13 protein-coding genes are annotated in these 18,598 nt (G+C 60.9%); 7 read left to right on the top strand and 6 right to left on the bottom strand.

Going from position 1 to position 18,598, the window contains the following annotated elements; genetic code table 11:
• Nucleotides 1-4: 4 nt before the first annotated feature.
• From CH306_RS26715 to CH306_RS26690, 6 genes are all read right to left on the bottom strand, one after another.
• Complete coding sequence (locus tag CH306_RS26715; protein ID WP_094648349.1) at nt 5-679, bottom strand: 3-oxoacid CoA-transferase subunit B; 675 nt, start codon at nt 677-679, stop codon at nt 5-7.
• A complete protein-coding gene (locus CH306_RS26710) occupies nt 676-1,425 on the bottom strand; it encodes a CoA transferase subunit A (protein WP_094648385.1) in 750 nt (249 codons plus the stop codon). Before CH306_RS26710 ends, CH306_RS26715 begins: the two co-directional genes overlap by 4 nt.
• A 183-nt stretch (nt 1,426-1,608) precedes the next feature.
• Entirely contained in the window at nt 1,609-3,615 is a 2,007-nt protein-coding gene (locus CH306_RS26705) for an acetoacetate--CoA ligase (protein WP_094648348.1), read from the bottom strand.
• A gap of 101 nt (nt 3,616-3,716) precedes the next feature.
• Entirely contained in the window at nt 3,717-4,454 is a 738-nt protein-coding gene (locus tag CH306_RS26700; protein ID WP_094648347.1) for an SDR family NAD(P)-dependent oxidoreductase, read from the bottom strand.
• On the bottom strand, nt 4,451-4,864 hold the full coding sequence (locus CH306_RS26695) for a Zn-ribbon domain-containing OB-fold protein (RefSeq protein ID WP_179272944.1): 414 nt from the start codon (nt 4,862-4,864) through the stop codon (nt 4,451-4,453). Before CH306_RS26695 ends, CH306_RS26700 begins: the two co-directional genes overlap by 4 nt.
• A 4-nt stretch (nt 4,865-4,868) precedes the next feature.
• A complete protein-coding gene (locus CH306_RS26690; protein WP_143545410.1) occupies nt 4,869-6,044 on the bottom strand; it encodes a thiolase family protein in 1,176 nt (391 codons plus the stop codon).
• A gap of 249 nt (nt 6,045-6,293) precedes the next feature.
• Here CH306_RS26690 and CH306_RS26685 point away from each other — a divergent pair, with 249 nt between their 5' ends.
• The 7 genes from CH306_RS26685 to CH306_RS26650 all read left to right on the top strand — a co-directional run bounded on the left by CH306_RS26685 (nt 6,294) and on the right by CH306_RS26650 (nt 18,589).
• Nucleotides 6,294-7,148 carry an SMP-30/gluconolactonase/LRE family protein gene (locus CH306_RS26685; RefSeq protein WP_179272945.1) on the top strand — a complete coding sequence of 285 codons (855 nt, stop codon included), beginning with the start codon at nt 6,294-6,296 and terminating at the stop codon, nt 7,146-7,148.
• Nucleotides 7,149-7,208: 60 nt separating this feature from the next.
• Complete coding sequence (locus CH306_RS26680) at nt 7,209-8,771, top strand: class I adenylate-forming enzyme family protein (RefSeq protein WP_094648343.1); 1,563 nt, start codon at nt 7,209-7,211, stop codon at nt 8,769-8,771.
• The gene (locus CH306_RS26675) at nt 8,768-9,562 is read left to right on the top strand and encodes a TetR family transcriptional regulator (protein ID WP_094648342.1); all 795 of its coding nucleotides are present in this window, start codon (nt 8,768-8,770) and stop codon (nt 9,560-9,562) included. The genes CH306_RS26680 and CH306_RS26675 overlap by 4 nt, the downstream gene beginning before the upstream one ends.
• 201 nt (nt 9,563-9,763) lie before the next feature.
• Nucleotides 9,764-11,101, top strand: a complete 1,338-nt coding sequence (locus tag CH306_RS26670) for an MFS transporter (protein WP_218829696.1) — start codon at nt 9,764-9,766, stop codon at nt 11,099-11,101.
• Nucleotides 11,102-12,572: 1,471 nt separating this feature from the next.
• Nucleotides 12,573-14,297 (top strand): class I adenylate-forming enzyme family protein, encoded by a 1,725-nt coding sequence (locus tag CH306_RS26665; protein ID WP_094648340.1) that lies wholly within the window; start codon nt 12,573-12,575, stop codon nt 14,295-14,297.
• 286 nt (nt 14,298-14,583) lie between these two features.
• Nucleotides 14,584-16,620 carry a hydantoinase/oxoprolinase family protein gene (locus CH306_RS26655; RefSeq protein ID WP_306437711.1) on the top strand — a complete coding sequence of 679 codons (2,037 nt, stop codon included), beginning with the start codon at nt 14,584-14,586 and terminating at the stop codon, nt 16,618-16,620.
• Nucleotides 16,621-16,633: 13 nt separating this feature from the next.
• Nucleotides 16,634-18,589, top strand: a complete 1,956-nt coding sequence (locus CH306_RS26650; RefSeq protein ID WP_094648337.1) for a hydantoinase B/oxoprolinase family protein — start codon at nt 16,634-16,636, stop codon at nt 18,587-18,589.
• Nucleotides 18,590-18,598: the final 9 nt, after the last annotated feature.

Raw genomic sequence — 18,598 nt, 5'->3', positions numbered from 1 at the left:
GCCGTCACACGGTGGCCAGTTGATCGGTCCGAAGCTCGACTCCCGTGACACTGCGGACGTGGTCGAGTGAGACTTCGGGTGCGAGTTCTCGCAGCGAAAGGATGCCGTCGCCGCGGACGTCGATGACGGCGAGGTTCGTGATGATTCGGTTGACGACGCCTTGACCGGTTAGGGGGACCGTGCAGGTGTCGACGATCTTGGCGGCGCCATCGCGGTCGGTATGTTCCATAACGACGATGACGCGGTGTGCTCCGTGCACGAGGTCCATGGCACCGCCCATGCCCTTGACCATCTTGCCGGGGACCATCCAGTTGGCGAGGTCGCCGGTGCGCGAGACCTGCATTCCACCAAGGACTGCCGTATCGATGTGTCCGCCGCGGATCATGCCGAACGACAGCGACGAGTCGAAGTACGAAGCGCCGGAATTGACGGTGACGGTTTCTTTACCGGCATTGATCAGGTTCGCGTCGACTTTGTCCTCGGTGGGGTAAGGCCCGGTGCCGAGAATGCCGTTCTCGGAGTGAAGAATCACTTTGACCTCGTCGGTGAGGTATCCGGGGATCAACGTGGGTAAGCCGATTCCGAGATTCACGTACTCACCGTCGATCATCTCGGCAGCGGCACGCTGCGCCATTTGGTCGCGTGTCCATCCGGCGTTCGTTTCGATCGATGTGGTCATGCCTGTACTCCTGCACTGACAGTGCGCTTCTCGATGCGCTTGTTCTGAGGTCCGGTTTCGACGATGCGCTGTACGAACACCCCGGGCAGGTGAACCTGAGCCGGATCGATCTGTCCTGCCTCGACGAGGCGTTCTACTTGCGCGATGGTAATTTTGCCTGCCATCGCGGCGAGAGGGTTGAAGTTCATCGCGGTCTTGTCGAAGACCAGGTTGCCCTCAGTATCACCGAGTTCGGCGTGCACGAGGGCGTAGTCGGCGTTGATCGCGGTTTCCATGACGTACCGCTTGGATCCGAAGACGCGAGTTTCTTTCGGCGGCGATGCCAGCGCGATCGTTCCGTCATCGTGGTAGCGCCACGGCATTCCGCCGTCGGCGATGGGACTGCCAACCCCGGCTGGGGTGAAGAACGCCGGAATGCCCGTGCCGCCCGCGCGTAGCCGCTCGGCGAGTGTGCCCTGCGGGGTCAGTTCGACTTCAAGTTCTCCGGACAGGTATTGCCGTGCGAACTCCTTGTTTTCACCCACGTAGGAGGCGGTGACGCGGCGGATCCGGCCGATCGCCAAAAGTATTCCCAATCCGTGGTCGTCGACGCCACAGTTGTTTGAAAAGACTTCGAGGTCGGTGGCCTCGGTCTCGGTTATTGCTTCGATAAGTGCGTCCGGTATCCCGCACAGCCCGAATCCGCCGACGGCAAGCGTCGAGCCGTTGCCCATATCGGCGACGGCAGCGGCTGCCGATTCGTACACCTTGTTCACTGTTGTCTCGCTTTCATGTTCATTGAGCAGACACCGAGTGCCTCGTGTTCAGTCAAACGCACCCATCTCTTAATGAGGATGTTTCCGGTGCAAACTTTCAATACTGCTCGCATGTTGGACCTCGGGCCGCATTGCGTCCACTGAGTGAACGCCCGTGCAGTCGGGTGGGAGCAGCTAGCGCTGCCGCATGTCCTGGGCTGTTCGGATGTAGAAGTCCAGTGATCCGGCGTGGGACAGGGCGTCTGCGTTGACAGCAGTTTCTGCTGGAATTCCGGCGAGGATTTTCTTGACCGGGACTTCGCACTTCTTCCCGTTTCGGGTACGCGGAACACTCGGTGCTGGGATGAAGCGATCCGGAACGTGGCGGGGGGAGAGTTGTGTGCGTATGAGAGCTCGCAGCCGTGGAACGACTGCGGAGAGTTCGCTATCGGGCCGTAATACGATAAAGCACAACAACTGTCCTTCTCCTGCGCCGTCGCTGGTCAGTGCCGAGGTGTCGACAACCAGCGAATCGGTGACCGCGTCGTCCGATTCCAGTACACGGTAGAACTCGGCAGTTCCCATCCTGACGCCGCCCCGGTTCAGCGTCGCATCAGAGCGGCCGTGGATCACTGCTGAGCCTCGAGAGGTAATTTCGAGCCAGTCTCCATGTCTCCACTTTCCGGGGTACGTCTCGAAGTAGGCCTCGCGCAGTCGACTGCCGTCGTCGTCGTTCCAGAACGAGACCGGCATCGACGGCATCGGCGTGGCCAACACCAATTCGCCGATGTGTCCGGTGTTCTCCGCGCCGGAGTCGTCCAAGGTCTGCACGTCGGCTCCCAATGCTGCACAGGAGAGTTCGCCGGTCCACACGGGCACTGTCGGAGCGGATCCGAGGAAGGCTGTGCAGAGGTCGGTGCCGCCGGAGATCGACGAAATTTGTATCGCTTCTCCCATGTGGTCTCGGATCCAATGGAAGCCCTCGGTGGACAGGGGCGAGCCGGTGGATCCGATTGTCCTGATGGCGGAAAGGTCGTACTCTGCCGCCGGGTCGAGGCCTTGTTCACGGCAGGTGTGCACGAACGGGGCTGAGGTGCCGAAGTACGTGACGCGGTGTTCGGCGGCGAGCTTCCACAACCTGCCGAGGTTCGGGTAGGCGGGGTTGCCGTCGTACAGCACTATCGTGCTACCGACCATCAACCCGGAAACGAGCAGGTTCCACATCATCCAACCGGTGGTGGTGAACCACAGGAACCGTTCGTCGGGCCCGAGCCCCATCTGGAGGTTCAACACTTTCAGATGCTCGAGCACGATACCGCCGTGACTGTGGACAATTGCCTTGGGGAGTCCGGTTGTGCCGGAGGAGTAGAGGATCCAAAGTGGATGCCCGAACGGGACGGGTTCGTAGGAGAGCACCGCGCCGTCGAGCTCGGCCGAGGTTCGCTCCCACGGCAGCCACCGCGCGTCGACGTCGGTTGAGCCGATGTAGTCGATGACCAGCGTTGTTGTGATCGACGGTACAGCGTCGAGTGTGCTGCGGATGGTGTCGGTGATGTCGAATCGACGGCCGTTGTAGAGATATCCGTCGACGGCGATCAGCAGCACCGGTTCGACCTGTGCCAGCCGGTCGATCACGGCGCGCTCACCGAAGTCAGGTGAACATGCCGTCCACACAGCACCAATGCTGGCTGCGGCGAGGAAGGCGACCAGAGCGTGAGGGGTGTTGGGTAGTAGGCCAGCGACGCGGTCGCCTCGGTGTACTCCTGCGGCTCGAAATACGTTTTGTGCAGCGGCAACTCGCGTGCGCAGCTCACCGTACGTCCATTCGGCGGCAGTACCGTCCTCCCGCTCGAAGATCAGCGCCAGGTCGGTGGATGCCTTGTATTCGTCCTGCCGGAGGGCTTGTTCGGCGTAGTTCAGGGTGGCGCCGGGAAACCACTGCGTGTCGGGCATGGTGGCCGAGGTCAGGACCTCCTCGGCTTTAGTGTGAAAGTGAACCGAGAAGAAGTCGGCTATGTCGCCCCAGAACTGCTGCGGCGCGGAGATCGACCACTCGTGTAGTGATCTGTAATCCGGCAGTGATTGTCTGCGGCGTGCTTGGGCCCATCGGGTGAAGGATTCTATCGACGAGGTTCCATCCAGCGGCGGAGTCCACAGGACTTCTGGAGCGGTGTCGCTCGAGGTGCGGGGGGTGACGGTCATGGACGCTCTGTGCTTCCCTGTGAGGCGCGGCGGCAAAGTGGAATCGGCCGGAACACACAGCGACGCCCTGTGTTCCGGCCGGGTCTGGGTGATCTCGACGCTCAGCTACGCGGGCGTCTGTTCGGAAATGGAAGGCCGGCTGTGTGCGCGGTTGCACCACCGTCGACGGGAATGATTGCGCCCGACAGGTACGTCGCTGCAGGTGAGACTGCAAAGGCGATCACCGCCGCGATTTCGTCACGGCTGGCGAATCGTTGCTGCGGGGTGTTGAGTCGATTCTTCTCGTCGAACTCGTCGAGAATCCCGTCCATCATCGCAGTCTCCGTAGCCCCCGGGCAGATGCAGTTGACCCGAATCCCGTAGCGCGAATAGTCGACAGCCCAACTCCGGGTCAGCGCCACCACAGCACCCTTGGTAGCAGTGTAGGCATCTGCCCACGGCATCGCCGAGATCCCCGCTGTACTACCGATCGTCACGATGGCACCGGCGTCGCGGATGTGGGGGTAGAACGCGCGAACGGTGAGCATCGTTCCGGTCAGATTGACTGCCAACGTCGTGTCCCACGCATCGAGTTCCAACCGTTGCGCTGGTCCGTCGTGAGGGCGAAGATTGACACCGGCTGCGGTGACCACCGCATCGACCGGTCCGATCTTGTAGGCAATGTCTGCGAGGGCTGCTGCATCGGTGACGTCGCAGGCATGGGTGAATTCGTCGTCACCGGAGACCGATCGATCGAGGACATGGACGATCCAACCCTGGTCACGAAGCAGTTGTGCGGTGGTTCCGCCGATCCCAGTGGCACCACCAGTGATGGCAGCGATGCGTGTCGGCTCTGTCACGACGCAGTGACCAGTTCGAACATGGGTAGGACGATGTCACTGCTCTCGGTACCTTCGAACGTGACCTGTACCGTGCTGCCGCACCGGACGTCGAGTCGGTCGGGGCCGACGATGTTCGTCATCAGTTGTGGACCCTCCTCGAGCTTGACCACGGCGATAACGTACGGCAAGGCGTCCTCGAAACCGCTCGGTGCACCGGCTTCTTGAATCGTGTAGGTGTACACCTCACCGCGGCCGCTGCACTCGATCCATTCGAGTTCGTCCGTAAGGGAAAAGGGACTGACCAGGCGCGGGTACATAAGTAGTTCACCCGAGTGCACACACTTCTGCACGGTCAGCTTGTGATCTGCGGTCGCTTTCCAAAAAGGCGCACTCCACGACGAGGGCACCGGAAGTGGACGAGTAGACATCGGTTCAACGCTCCTTCGACAAAACAGTGACGTGAGAATCCATCCAGGTGCCGCCCGACGCGGTCTCGACAGCATTGACCAGGTTGGGCACTTGCCTGTCACCAGCTTTACCCATCAGCTGGCGGAAGGTCTCGACCAGGATCGCCATGCCGCCGCCGACACCGGTGTGTCCCTGCGAGAGCATTCCGCCATTGGTCGTCATCGGCATCGAGCCTCCGGGCGAGGTGTGTCCTGCAGCAACGAACGCACCGGCGCGTTCGCCCTTGCACAGTCCGAGTGCGTCCATCGCGATCAACGGCCAGACGGGGTACGCGTCGTACAGTTCCGCGAGGTGGATGTCGTTCGGCGTCAGTCCTGATTCTGCGTATGCCTGACGTGCGGCCTCGGGGAATCCGAGGTGCGCCAGGTCGGTGTCTTGAGACACCGAGTAGTGGGTGACTAGGCCGCCGTGGCCACGAATGTAGACCGGATTGTCCGTGATGTGCGGGGCGTCGTCGGCGGCAGCGAGAACGTACGCGCTTGCGCCGTCGGCGAGCATGTTGCACATCCGCGAACGCAGCGGTGTGGCAACCATTTTCGAGCCGAGGACTTCCTCCACCGAGAGCGGCTTGCGGTACATCGCGTGCGGGTTGAGCTCGGCCCACTTGCGGAGGGAGACGCAGACCTCGGCGAGTTCTTCTTCGGTGGTCCCGGTCTCGTGCATGTAGCGGCGGGCCGCCAGAGCGCCGACAGCGTTCATGTTGTGCCCGTACGGTCGTTCCCATTCTTCCGACACGCCGGTGGTGGCGAACAGGTCGACTCCGCGTTGGGGTGGCAGCGAGCCCACCTTGTCAGAGTGCACGCACAAGATGCGTTTGGCCGAACCGGACGCGATCAGCCCTTCGGCTACGGCGAGCATCGCCGAGCTCGTTCCGCCGCCGGCCATGACCTGGACGTTCATTTTCGCGCTACGCAACATCCCCAGTTCCTCGCACATGCGGGAAAAGATGAAGTCGACGTTGACCTGGCTCGATGCCAGAGCGCCCGTCGGAATGACGACGTCGATGTCGCGCGGACTCAAGCCGGCGTCTTTCAGCGCGGCGGCGGAGCTCAGGACAGCCGCCTCTATTTCACTGCGATCGGGAAATTTGCCGGACGGTACTTCGCCGATCCCGACAGCCGCTGCGGTCACTGTGTGCACCGGTGCCTCCTTCGATTGATTGGTGACGTCGATGTCACGTCATTGCACCGTACGCACGTACGAATAAATGTGTCAACACCCGATTCAAATTTTCTAGACCTTGGAATTAGACCTGGTAAGGGCGTTCTTTCGATTATTCCCGATCGACTCTTGATACTCGTACGCACGGACGGTAACGTAGCGGCACGACAGTAACCCGCATCACAGCTTTGGAAAATGTGCTGCGCGATCACAAAGGAGCGAACGCCAGTGAGCGACGACTTGACGGTCTTGTTGGAGAAGCTACGTTTCCCGGAAGGAAGCCGTTGGCGAGAGGGACGCTTGTGGTTTTCGGACATGCACACCGGAGAGGTCTATTCGGTCGATCCGGTCAATGGCGACGCTCAGGTGTTCACAACGCTGAAAGGGCAACCGAGTGGGCTGGGCTGGCTACCCGATGGTGACCTGCTCATCAGCTCGATGCTCGACAATCGGGTAGTGAGAGTCGACAGCGAAGGCCGACAATCGACCTGGGCCGATCTTTCGGACCTGACCGACCTCCCCACGAACGAAATGGTCGTCACGCAGGATGGTCACGTGTACCTGACCGGGTTCGGTTTCGACCTGTACAACGACGCACCGAAGGCCGGCGGTCCGCTTTTCCATATCTCTCCGACCGGGATAGCCAGCGTCGCGGCAGACGGTTTCATCTTTCCGAACGGATCGGTCGTCATTCCCGGCACTCGTACGCTCGTAGTAGCAGAGACATGGGGCGAGAAGCTCACTGCATTCGACATCGAAGACGACGGCACGTTGACCAATCGCCATACCTGGGCCGAGCTGTGGCCCGGCGCAACCGCGGACGGAACGTGCGTCGACAACGAAGGTGGAATCTGGATCTCGTCCATACTCGAGCACAAGTTCGTCCGCGTCGTCGAAGGTGGTGCCGTCACCGACACGATCGATGTGGGTGATGCATTCGCAGTCGACTGTGTGCTCGGCGGGGTCGACGGACGCACACTCTATCTGTCGACGTCCGACAGCTGGCAACCTGCAGAAACAGAATTGTCGTGGGCAGGTCGCGTACTGACCACACGTGTGGCCGTTCCCGGACCGACCACCTGAGTTACAGCGTCTCGAGCTGCGCGCCCGCCGTTTTCGACTTCACATCAAGGAACCGATTCGATGGACATCCCCTTCTTCCTCCGCCACGCCTTCGGCGACATTTCTCGCTTCGACCCCGACCGTCCGGTCCTCGCCCTCGAAGACGAGATTCCGTTGACGCTGCGCGAGCTTGCCGACAGAACCGATACCTATGCACGAGGACTGCAGAGGCTCGGTGTCGGCACCGGTGACCGGGTAGGGATCTTGCTCTACAACAGCATTGAATACTGGATTGCCTACTTCGCGACCGTCAGACTCGGAGCCATCGCAGTACGACTCAACTTTCGCTTGCGGACCGACGAAATCAAATACGCCCTCGACGACTCCGGCACGACGGTGCTGTTGTCGGAACCCGAGCTTCTCCACGAAATAGAACCCATCCGCGACGACGTCGGTGTGCGTCACTACCTCAGCGCGCCCAGCGACCACGCTCGGCCGGAGTGGGCCGAGCCGTGGAGCGTCCTCGACGACGGCACGAACGAGCCCCTCGACGCTCCCCGTCCGAGCGACGACACCCCTGCCATGCTCATGTACACATCAGGCACCACCGGCCGCCCCAAGGGCGTCCTGTGGAACCACGGCAACACCACTTGGTGGGTGGCGATGCAACTGATGGAATGGAAGTTCGATCAGGATTCGGTCACCATGATCACCGGACCGCTTTATCACATCGGCGGAATCGAAAACTACACGCTGCCCACGATTGCGGCCGGCGGCAAGGCGATCATCCTGCGCAGCAAGAACTTCGATCTCGAACGCACACTGCGTATCGCCGCAAAGACCAAGACCACCGACCTTCTCCTCTTCCCCTCGATGATTAATCAAATGCTCGAACTGACCAATCTCGCCGACATCGACTTGTCGTCCCTGCGGCGCATCTTCACCGGTGGCGACGCATTGATGCCCGCGGCCTGCGATCGGCTGACGGCATTGCTACCTGACGCCGACCTCGTTCAGTTGTACGGATTGACCGAAGGAACGCCGATCGCAGTATGCGGCGCACCTGGATTCGCGAAAGAGCGACCGGACAGCGTCGGCCGTGCATACCCCTTTACCGAAGTATCGGTCAGAGACGACGACGGCGTTCCCGTCGAGCCCGGAACGGTGGGCGAGATATGGACACGCAGTCCGGCAAACTCGGTCGGGTATTGGAACAAACCCGAAGAAACCGCTGCCACGTTCGTCGACGGGTGGTGCAAAACCGGAGACCTCGGCATCGTAGAAACCGGCGCATTGCGCATCGCCGGACGCAAGAAAGACATGATCCGCAGCGGCGGAGAAAATATCTCACCGGCCGAAATCGAAAATGTCCTCATCCAGCACCCCGACATCGTGGACGCAGCCGTGGTGGGCATTCCAGATCCGACGTACGTCGAAGCTGTGTGCGCGGTGGTGGTGACCACACCGACCTCGAACCTGACCGAGAATGACGTGGTCGCCTTCTGCACCACCCGACTCGCGGGATACAAAAAGCCCCGCAAGGTGGTCTTTCTTCCCGAACTACCGCGCACTGCTTCGCAGAAGATTCAGAAATTCAAACTGCGCCGAGATCTATCCGATCCCAACCTGGCGCGAACGACATGACACTCGCCCGCGCCACCCCGCATACGCTATCCCCACCTCGAACACCTCCTGAACCTAGAGTCCGACCGGCCTCGAGGGAAGATGTCACTGTGGTGGAGCGCAGGAACGGACCCGAAACCAGGCAAGCTATCGTCGACCGATTCAGTGAATTGGTAGCTGACCGCGGCTTCGAGGAAGCCAGCGTCTCTGCCGTGGCCGGCGTAGTCGGGGTCAGTAAGGGCACGGTCGTGCACCACTTCCCCGCCAAAGACCTGATACTTCAAGAAGCCCACCTGCAGTATATCGAGCGGCGAATCCGGGAGATGAACCGCGTGATCGAACGCGAGTCAGACCCACGACGACAACTGTCCGCGATGATGTATTGCATCATCCGCGCGCACCGCGACGACAGAGCCGGCACGGTGTCGTTCCTGCGCGAGTTCTCCCGCTTCGTCTCGTCGCAGAACACTGCTCACTTACGCGCGTTGCGCTCCGAATTCACCTCGATCATGAGCACAATTCTCCGGAAAGGTGACGCGTCCGGTGTATTCACGATTCCGGACATCACCCTGACCACGCTTCAGGTGTTCGGCATGTGCAACTACGTATGGACGTGGTACCGCCCCGAGGAGCAAGCCAGCGCAGAAAAGATCGCCGCTGTCTTCGCACGCAACATCCTGCTCGGCTTCATGACGGGGTCCGACCCCGACCCCAGCGTGTCGGTCGACTCGCTCCTCGGATTCTTCGAGGGCCTCGGCGACCTCCTCGAGCCCGTCTACCCCGCCGCACCCCCGACCACGAACCGCAACTAGCCACCCCCGAAGACCAGCCACTCGCGCACACGAGGCGATCCCCCGTGCCCGAAATCAACCGTCACCGCACCTGACACGTCACCTAATCCGCGGCCACGAACCACGCAGTGACCGATCACAAGGTCATTCCTCGCGCACACGAGGCGATGGCGTACACCCTCTCCCTCTGCACTAGTTTTCGGACCACAGAAAGGCCCCGACATGAAAGACAGCATCGACCCGGTAGGAACCAAACCGAAAACCCCTGCGCCACATGAAAACCCCGCTCTGATGCGCAGAGTAGCGGCGTCGGTTCTACTCGGAACCACCATCGAATGGTACGACTTCATGCTCTACGGTGCCGCAGCCGCTACGGTATTCGGGCCGTTGTTCTTTCCTTCGGCCGATCCGACCGCAGCAGTTCTACTCTCCTTCTCCACCTTCGCCGTCGGATTTGCCGCACGCCCCCTCGGCGGGGTTATCTTCGGTCACTTCGGTGACCGCGTCGGGCGTAAGAAAATGCTCGTGATCTCGCTGACCATGATGGGCATCGCCACCGTCTTGATGGGATTGATACCCAGCCACGCATCGATCGGCGTCTGGGCACCGATCATTCTGGTCACCCTGCGCGTGATTCAGGGATTCGGCGTAGGCGGCGAATGGGGCGGGGCAGTGCTGACCGCCATCGAACATGCCCCACCGGGCAAGCGTGCACTATTCGGTAGTCTCCCGCAGGTCGGCGTCCCGGCTGGCCTGTTCCTGTCCACTGTTGCTTTCCTGGGTGTTTCGCAACTCCCCGAGGACCAGTTCCTGTCCTGGGGTTGGCGCATTCCGTTCATCGCCAGTGCCGTCCTCGTCGCCGTCGGCATGTACATCCGCCTCAACCTCGAAGAGACTCCTGCGTTCGAAAAGATCGACAACGACAAGGACCGCGTTAAGGTCCCAGCACTGGCAGCGATTAAGCAGTACCCGCGCCAGATCGTCCTTACAGTCCTGGCGGTCATGGGATCGGGCGTGTACTTCTACAGCATCACCACGTACTCGCTGTCCTACGCCACAAGCAGTGACCACCTGACCCGCAACGAAATGCTTGTAGCCCTTCTGACCTCGGCATTGGTCATGGTCGTAGCGCTGCCCTTCGCTGGAATGCTCGCCGAACGCTTTGGACGACAACCAATGGTCAAATGGGGCCTCCTGCTCCTCGCGATCTGGATCTTCCCGATCTTCGGAGCGATCAACACCGGAAGCCTGATTCTGACCACACTCGCTTTCGTCGTGCACGCGGTGGTGTTCAGCGTCAGCTACGGAGCGTTGTCGACCTTCGTTGCCGAAAGGTTCGCACCACAGGTCCGATTCAGCGCTGCCTCCATCACGTTCCAGATCGGCGTCCTACTGGGCGGCGCGATCGCCCCGCTGATCTCGACCGCCCTCACCGAAGCAACAGGAAGCGTCCTCGCGGTGTGCATCTACGCCGCAGTAGCCGCCATCGTCGGAGTCATCGCAACGATTGCACTCGGCCCCGATCAAGTCGGCGATCCAGTTCTCGACACCGCCAACTGACGTTCGCTCGTTCGCTCGTCCTCGTTCTTTCGAGCGAGCGAGCGAGCGAGCGGAGTACCCCGATCGAACTGTCGCTACCGAACAAGGATTCAGCGGCACTAGCCTCCGTGGAACAGCGGGCGTCCTCGGTCTGACCGTAGGCACCATCGTTCATCACCCCATCAAGAGAGTGCAGATGCTCAGCGGTATACCTGTTGCGTACTTCACACGTAGGTTCCGCGGAGGCAAGCCTCATCGAGACCCAACTCGATCCCCGCGTAACCGAGTTGTCGCTGAATATCCGCACTGTTGCAACTCACCCTGGGACGACAATCCGCGAGCCCGGGTTTCTGTGCGATTCGTCGAGGGCGGGGCGTGCGAGCACGCCGGCGAACGTCGGTCGTCTAGCGCGGATTGGTCGTCGACATCGTTGCTCGTGGTCGCGGACAGTTGCGGACCTCCGGGCCCCTGTCGTTTGCCATGTGTTTTCAATATGTGCTTACTATGCGTCCAATCAGTATCGCTCGTCCGTCGGCAAGCGACCGGTTCTGCACTACTGGCGGGGCCGGTCGACGTGTATCACGATCGCGAGTTCGCTGACCATCGTTGTGATCTGGCGTCTGGCTAGAGGGCGTGACGCTGTCAGTCGCGCACTTCTCCGCGCGTATGGTTCAGCGCTCGCCAGCATTTCGGCGGCGGAATCGAGCGGCTACTTACCGACCAGGCGCGCCCTCGTTAGACCGGCCGATCGTTTTCAATCCCGTAATCAGATCACGCCAGTTGCCGATGATGAGGAGCGCCGACTCGGCGGCCGCTTCGCCGCCCACCTACCGCCGCTCGAATCCGACGAGGACTTCCTCAGAGCTATCGGGCCCGACGCGACGAAGGCATGGGAACGCGTCACCCACAAGCACGCACCTCACACCCAACCATCGGCACGTCGAGCCGCGTGACCGAAACTGTCACCTGATCGTGCAGAAGACCCTGGCCGGCGCATCGGATTGGACCAACCCACCTTCAACGGGCTTGCACTGTTAAGTGCCGTCGTCCTCGCACCACTCGCTGCACGCTCCCGCCGGCGCGGCCCCACCATATCCAGGGTGCTCACTGGTCTACGACGAAACATGTCACCTGAGATAACTAACCGGCAATTGCCGACCCTCTACAGACGGTGCCCCACGATCACGTAATCGCGGGGCACCGTCTTTTCTGGGCCCGCTCATGAATCGGGGCCGAGGTCGCACCCTGCCTGTCTGAAACTTGATAGAAAATCCGGCCGATCTATTGCTGACCGTACAGGCGGTCAGTAGGCTGAGTGACACACACCACAGCACGATGGTGTGCCGGACCTGAAGAGGTACATCGGCGCGATACAGCTCTGCGACATTGTCGCAACGGCATTCGCGCACGGCTCACAGTGGACGGCCCAGTGTCGCTCAACGGGAGGCTCAGATATTATGTTGCTCGATATTGGCGAGTTCCGGTGCGAGGCATGACATTCGAGGGAGTAACCGCGTACTGGTCGTGTCAAGATTCGCAGGTCGACGTGTCGGCAGATCTCGGACTCGACGACCTGCTCGCCGATGCCGCACGCGCAGTCCCGGACCGCGAAGCGATGGTATATCTCCCCCAGGGAGGAACCGCTCAGCGATGGACGTATGCGCAGCTGGAAGCCGACGTGGACATCACGGCTCGTGCGCTCGTGTCGATGGGGATCCGGCGAGGTGATGTGATTGCACACTACGCTGCAAATCGGCCCGAATTCGTGCAGTTGATCCTGGCTTGTGCGCAGATCGGTGCCGCAATTGCCCCGGTGAATCCAGCATTCGCCGCGGACGAAATCGCACTCGTTCTTGCACAATCTCACGCGCAGATCTGCTTTACCGACAGTGCGACGGCGCACATCGACCTCACGACTTCGACGCCGCTACGTGGGTCGCTACCTGACTTGCAGTTCGTCATTTCCATCGGTGCCGAGCCCGCCGGCAACGCCGAGATGGATTGGCAGGCTTTTCGTGCGCGAGCGCAGCATACGAATAGTGCGGAGAGGGAACAGGCTCTCGCCTCGTCGAGGCCGTCCGATGTCATCCAAATCCAGTTCACCTCCGGGACAACAGGATCACCCAAGGGCGTACGCCTGAGGAGTTCGTCTCTGGCCAACGGTGGTAGATGCACCGCCCATCGGGCGGAACTCGAAGACGGGTGCCGATACCTCCACGCGATGCCATTTTTTCACGTCGGAGGCACAGTGACAGCGATGGCCGCCACTCTCGCTGCACGCGGAACTCAGCTCTTTCAGCCCACCTTCAAACCAGCCGAGCTCGCTGCGGCTATCGACGCAGAACATGCGACTGCTGTCCTCGCTGTACCGACAATGATGATCTCGCTGGCCAAGTATGCATCGGACAACGCTAGCAAGTTCACCACCCTGCGAACCTTACTGACAGGAGGATCGCTGGTGCCTGAACAAATTGCGCGGCATTGGATCGAGACGTACGGCGTCGGGATCGCCAATACCTACGGGATGACCGAATTCGCTGGCCCGGCAATCCAAACAGGACCGAGCGATCCCATCGAGCGAGCACTGTCGAGCGTCGGTCGGCCCCTGCCGGGTGTAGAGGTCGACGTGGTCGAGATCGGGGGACAGCGGCGCCGATCAATGGGTGAGATCGGTGAGATTCGGTTCCGTGGATGGGGCCTGATGGCCGGATACCAAGACGACGAGGCGGCCACAGCACACGCCATCGACGACGAGAACTGGCTTCGAAGCGGGGACATCGGCTTCCTCGACTCACAGGGCTACGTTACTGTCACCGGCCGGGCCAAGGACATGATCATTCGCGGCGGCGAGAATATTGCACCGTTGGATATAGAATCCGCTGTGCGGCAACATATCTCCGAAGTCTCGGACGTGGCCGTGGTCGGCGTACCGGACGCGTACTACGGAGAGGTGATCGTCGCATTCGTTCGACTCGACGACAATGTTCACTTGACCGAACAGCAACTCCGGCTACGGCTCGACGGCAAAATCGCCAAGTACAAGATCCCGACGCACTTTCGCGTCGTCTCCGAGTTCCCGACGACGGCATCCGGGAAAATTCGCAAGTTTCGACTACGGGAATTGTTCGTCGACACCAGCAATGGTGAGGAAGCCAGCGCAGCTACGAGAAGCTCAGCTCCGAAACATCAAAGCGCTGTCTCGTCGCCGTCCCGCTAGCGCTAGTGCCCCCGAATCCGAAGTGGAGAAATTATGACATCAGAGAACCCGACCGTGACACGGGAAGATGTTGAGGGCACGTGCAGCGCGTGCGCATCGACGTCTCTCCAACGCTACCCCGTCCTCTCCGAAGGCGGCTGGTTCGTAGTCATCAAGTGCCAAGACTGTCTCAACAGCGAACACCGCGAGCCCTGGCACTTGTTCGGGCCCGTCTTCCTGACCTCGCACGATCTCAAACTGCGCTAGACGCGACCGCTGCACCCCCTATCCAGTAGAGGAACAACACATGAGAATGATCGGTGTCGACGTAGGTGGCACATTCACGGATGTAGTGGCTGTGGAGGGTGACGAGATCACCACAGTGAAAGTCGCGACCGCGGCGCAGACCGAACAAGGTGTACTACAAGGCGCTCGCGAAGCCGGCGCGGCATCGGCTTCAGTGTTCAACCATGCCTCAACCCACGGACTGAACGCGATCATCACCCGAAAACTCCCGAAGGTCGCATTTCTGACAACCGAGGGGCACATCGACATACTCGACGCCGGTCGAGGATGGCGGCCTGCATCGGGTCTGACCGATCCGAGTTGGCGCCGGCCGTTCGGCGATGCAGCTCGACCGCTGGTTCCCCGATACCTGCGGCGGGGGGTCCGAGAACGGCTCCTCGCAGACGGCAGCACCCTCATAGAGCTGGATGAAGCTCAAGTGCGAGAGCAACTGAGAGTACTTGCTCGATGCAATGTCGAGGGTGTGGCAGTGTGCCTGATCAACGCGTACGTCAATTCCGCACATGAGAACAGAGTGCGAAAGCTTGTTCACGATGAACTCGGAGACATCCCCTGTTCTATCTCGAGTGAAGTCTCTCCGCTGGCTAAGGAATATGCACGAGCGTCGACCACGACGGTGGATGTCTTCATGCAATTGATCTACGGCGCATATACTGAACGCCTCGATAAGGGGCTGCGAGATCTCGGCTTCGGGGGTGACCTGAACTTCGCCGACTGCGCCGCGCAGCTGGTGGCATCGAACGCCGCGATGCGCCACCCCTACCGAATCGTCTTCGCCGGACCGGCCGCCGGAACGGTTGCCAGCGCTCACTTCGGATCATTGACCGGAGACAGTGAACTGTTGTGTGCCGACGTCGGTGGAACATCCTGCGACATCAGCCTCGTGACGGCAGGAGCGCCGCGCGTGGACACCACCTTCGAACTCGAACACGACCTGGTGGTCAACACCCTGTCCAATGAAATCAGCAGCATCGGCGCCGGCGGTGGAAGCTTGGTCACCGTCACGCCCTCGGGTGACCTCCAGGTGGGCCCAGGCAGCGCAGGGTCGGTTCCCGGCCCCGCGTGCTACGGAGCGGGCGGAACGATACCGGCTACGACTGATACCTGCCTGCTGATGGGGATTCTCGACCCGGACGGTTTCGCCGGTGGACGCATGCAGCTGGACCCGCGCAAGTCACTGGAGGCATTCGAAAATCTGCCCACTCCACTGAATCTCGACCAGCGAATCAGTTATGCGTTCAACATAGGTGTCAACAACATCGCCGAAGGAATCACCAACGTCGCCATCAGCCATGGAGTCGACCCGCGAGATTTTAGTCTCGTCGCATTCGGCGCCGCAGGCCCGATGCTTCTGCCCGCTGCACTGGAAGTGGTTCGGGCGAAAGATGTCATCGTCCCCCCGCACCCGGGACTGTTCTCAGCGCTGGGACTTGTCAGCTCCGACCTCGTGTACGCCGACAGTCGCAGCGCCTATACCGTTCTGACGCCCGAGGCAGCCGACGAAGTCCGTCGCGTCTACCTCGAACTCGAACGCGATCTCCTCGCGCAGCTCGGATCGGCGAATGATCGAGCCTACGAGATCAAGCGCAGCCTCGATGCGCGTCTGATCGGACAGAGCTGGGAGACTCCGTTCATCGACGTACCCGGCGGAGAGATCCACGAAGGCTCCATCGCCACGATCGTGACCAGATTCCACGACACCTACCAAGAACGCACGGGCAACCGGTTCGAGGCGCTGCCCGTCGAGGGTGTCACCTTCCGCGTTCAAGTCGTAGTGCCCTCCGAGAAGGTCAGCTACCCACAACTACCCGACCGAGTCGGCCCCACCCCACCTCCAGTACGCACAATCACGATTTCGCATCTGTCGCCCGGAGAAACAGTCGACGCGGGTGAGTACCAGCGCGAGTCACTACTGGCGGGTGACACCTTCACCGGTCCCGCCGTCATCAGAGAGCGGCTGTCGACCACATTCGTGCTACCAGGCCAAACCGTGACGGTCGGAAAGCATGCCGAGATCCGAATCACCCCGAGTCACTGAGGAGTTCACTGATATGACACTCGATATCACCGCGCACCCCACCGAACCGGTGACGCTCAAAACCCTCGACGACGCGGCATTCGATCAACGATATGGCACCGATCGATTCACCGCCTCCATCCTCGGGAACCGAATGCGCTACATCGTCGAACACATGTGTACGGGCCTGCTGCACAACGCATTTTCCATCATCTTGCGCGACTGGTACGACTTTGCGGCTACGATTTCGGGACCGCCCGAAACCGACTACTCCATGCCCGCAGTAAGCAAGAGTATGGCCGTGTTCTTCGGAACGATGGCTGACGCAGTGCGAAACACGGTCATCGAGTTCGGTGTTGAGAATCTTCGACCCGGCGATGTATTGGTGGGCAATGATCCCTACCGTGCCGGCACGCACGTCAACGATGTGTGCTTCATCAGGCCGGTCTTTCACAAGGATCGGATCGTCGCATTCGTCAACTTGAGAGCGCACCAACTTGATATGGGCGGCCCGGTCCCCGGTGGATTCAGTTCCACCAAGCGAAACTCCTACGAGACCGGCATGGTGCTCTCGCCGCGTCTGCTTTACCGCGACGATCAACCGATCCGCTCCGCATTCGACCTCATCTTCGACAACGCACGGTTCGGGGCGTTGCTTCTTCCGGACATCAAGACGATCTATCAGAACCTCCGGCTTGGAGAGCGGCTCATTCACGACAGCATTGCCCGGTACGGATCCGCGGCGTTGCGTGGCGCGATCGACTACGCCTGCGACACATCGGCTGAAGCGATGTCCTCGGCTCTGCGGGCGTTGCCCGACGGCATCTACTCCGGCGAAGACGGCATCGACGCAGACACCGTGGCCGACGACCGCGAATATCGAGTCAAGGTCCGTGTGGTCAAAGCTGGGAACAATGTCGAACTCGATTTCAGCGACAGCTCACCTCAGGCGCGAACCAGCATCAATTGTGGTGCCATCGATGCGAAGATGGCAGTCGGAGTTGCGTTGAAGTTTCTCGTCGACCCATCCACACCGTTCACATCGGGCACCTACCGAAACATCGATTTGGTGATCCCGCCCGCGACATTCCTCAGCGCCACACCCCCCGACGGGGCGATCTTCATGTACTTCGAGGCAGCGCAAGCGGTACTCCTTGCAGTCTTCCGAGCCCTCGAACCCGCAGTCGGTGACCGAGCTGTCGGAGGTGACTACTGCTCGTTGAGTCTGCACAACGCAGGTGGTGTGACCGACAGTGGCGAACCGTGGGTCAATATTGCACAATGCGGAGGCGAGCACGGCCCTTGGGGAGCGACGCGAGATGGCGACGCTGACAGCTACAACGTGTTCTACATATCCAACAACATGGATCCGGCGACCGAGGCGATCGAAGCCGAGGTTCCGGCGGTCATCCTCCGCAAGGAATACGTCGCCGACACTGCGGGCAGCGGATACAACCGCGGCGGAGCCGCGGTACGTAAGGACACCCTCTGGCTAACCGGCGCCGAACACCTGTGCAACCCGCTGCACTTCAAAACGCCCAGTGGACACGGAGTTCAAGGCGGTCAAGACGGTTCCACCGGCGCGATCTGGCTGTTCGACGGTGCTGATCGACCGACCGAACTGATCGGCACCGACACAGGCGTCTATCGTGATTCGACAGTCGTCTCCGGACGCGTCTCGCCCGACACGTTGGCCGCAGACAGCCGAAACGGTGTCTACCAGTACTTCGGTAGACAGCAATCTTGGCAGGCGCAGGCCAATGCGATATTTCGCTACCTCACCAATGGTGGAGGGGGATGGGGTGACTCGTTCAGTCGCGAACCCGAACGGGTGCGCGACGACGTGCGCGATGGCTACGTCACCATCGACGGCGCCGCGCGTGACTACGGCGTCGTAATCAGCGGAGATCCGGAGACCGACCCCGAAGGATTGACCATCGATCTTCCCGGTACCGAAGCACTTCGAGCTGCAACGACTCTCCTGCAATGAAAGTGCTCA

Source organism: Rhodococcus sp. 15-725-2-2b (assembly GCF_002259075.1).
In the GTDB taxonomy this organism is placed as follows: domain Bacteria; phylum Actinomycetota; class Actinomycetes; order Mycobacteriales; family Mycobacteriaceae; genus Rhodococcoides.
The sequence above is the reverse complement of the archived record's forward strand: the minus strand, read 5'-3'. Positions and strand labels throughout refer to the sequence as shown.

Coding starts and splice junctions, on each gene's coding strand:
- CH306_RS26715 (WP_094648349.1), bottom strand. CDS start 679: ATGACCACATCGATCGAAACGAACGCCGGATGGACACGCGACCAAATG.
- CH306_RS26705 (WP_094648348.1), bottom strand. CDS start 3,615: ATGACCGTCACCCCCCGCACCTCGAGCGACACCGCTCCAGAAGTCCTG.
- CH306_RS26695 (WP_179272944.1), bottom strand. CDS start 4,864: ATGTCTACTCGTCCACTTCCGGTGCCCTCGTCGTGGAGTGCGCCTTTT.
- CH306_RS26680 (WP_094648343.1), top strand. CDS start 7,209: ATGGACATCCCCTTCTTCCTCCGCCACGCCTTCGGCGACATTTCTCGC.
- CH306_RS26675 (WP_094648342.1), top strand. CDS start 8,768: ATGACACTCGCCCGCGCCACCCCGCATACGCTATCCCCACCTCGAACA.
- CH306_RS26670 (WP_218829696.1), top strand. CDS start 9,764: ATGAAAGACAGCATCGACCCGGTAGGAACCAAACCGAAAACCCCTGCG.
- CH306_RS26665 (WP_094648340.1), top strand. CDS start 12,573: ATGACATTCGAGGGAGTAACCGCGTACTGGTCGTGTCAAGATTCGCAG.
- CH306_RS26655 (WP_306437711.1), top strand. CDS start 14,584: ATGAGAATGATCGGTGTCGACGTAGGTGGCACATTCACGGATGTAGTG.
- CH306_RS26650 (WP_094648337.1), top strand. CDS start 16,634: ATGACACTCGATATCACCGCGCACCCCACCGAACCGGTGACGCTCAAA.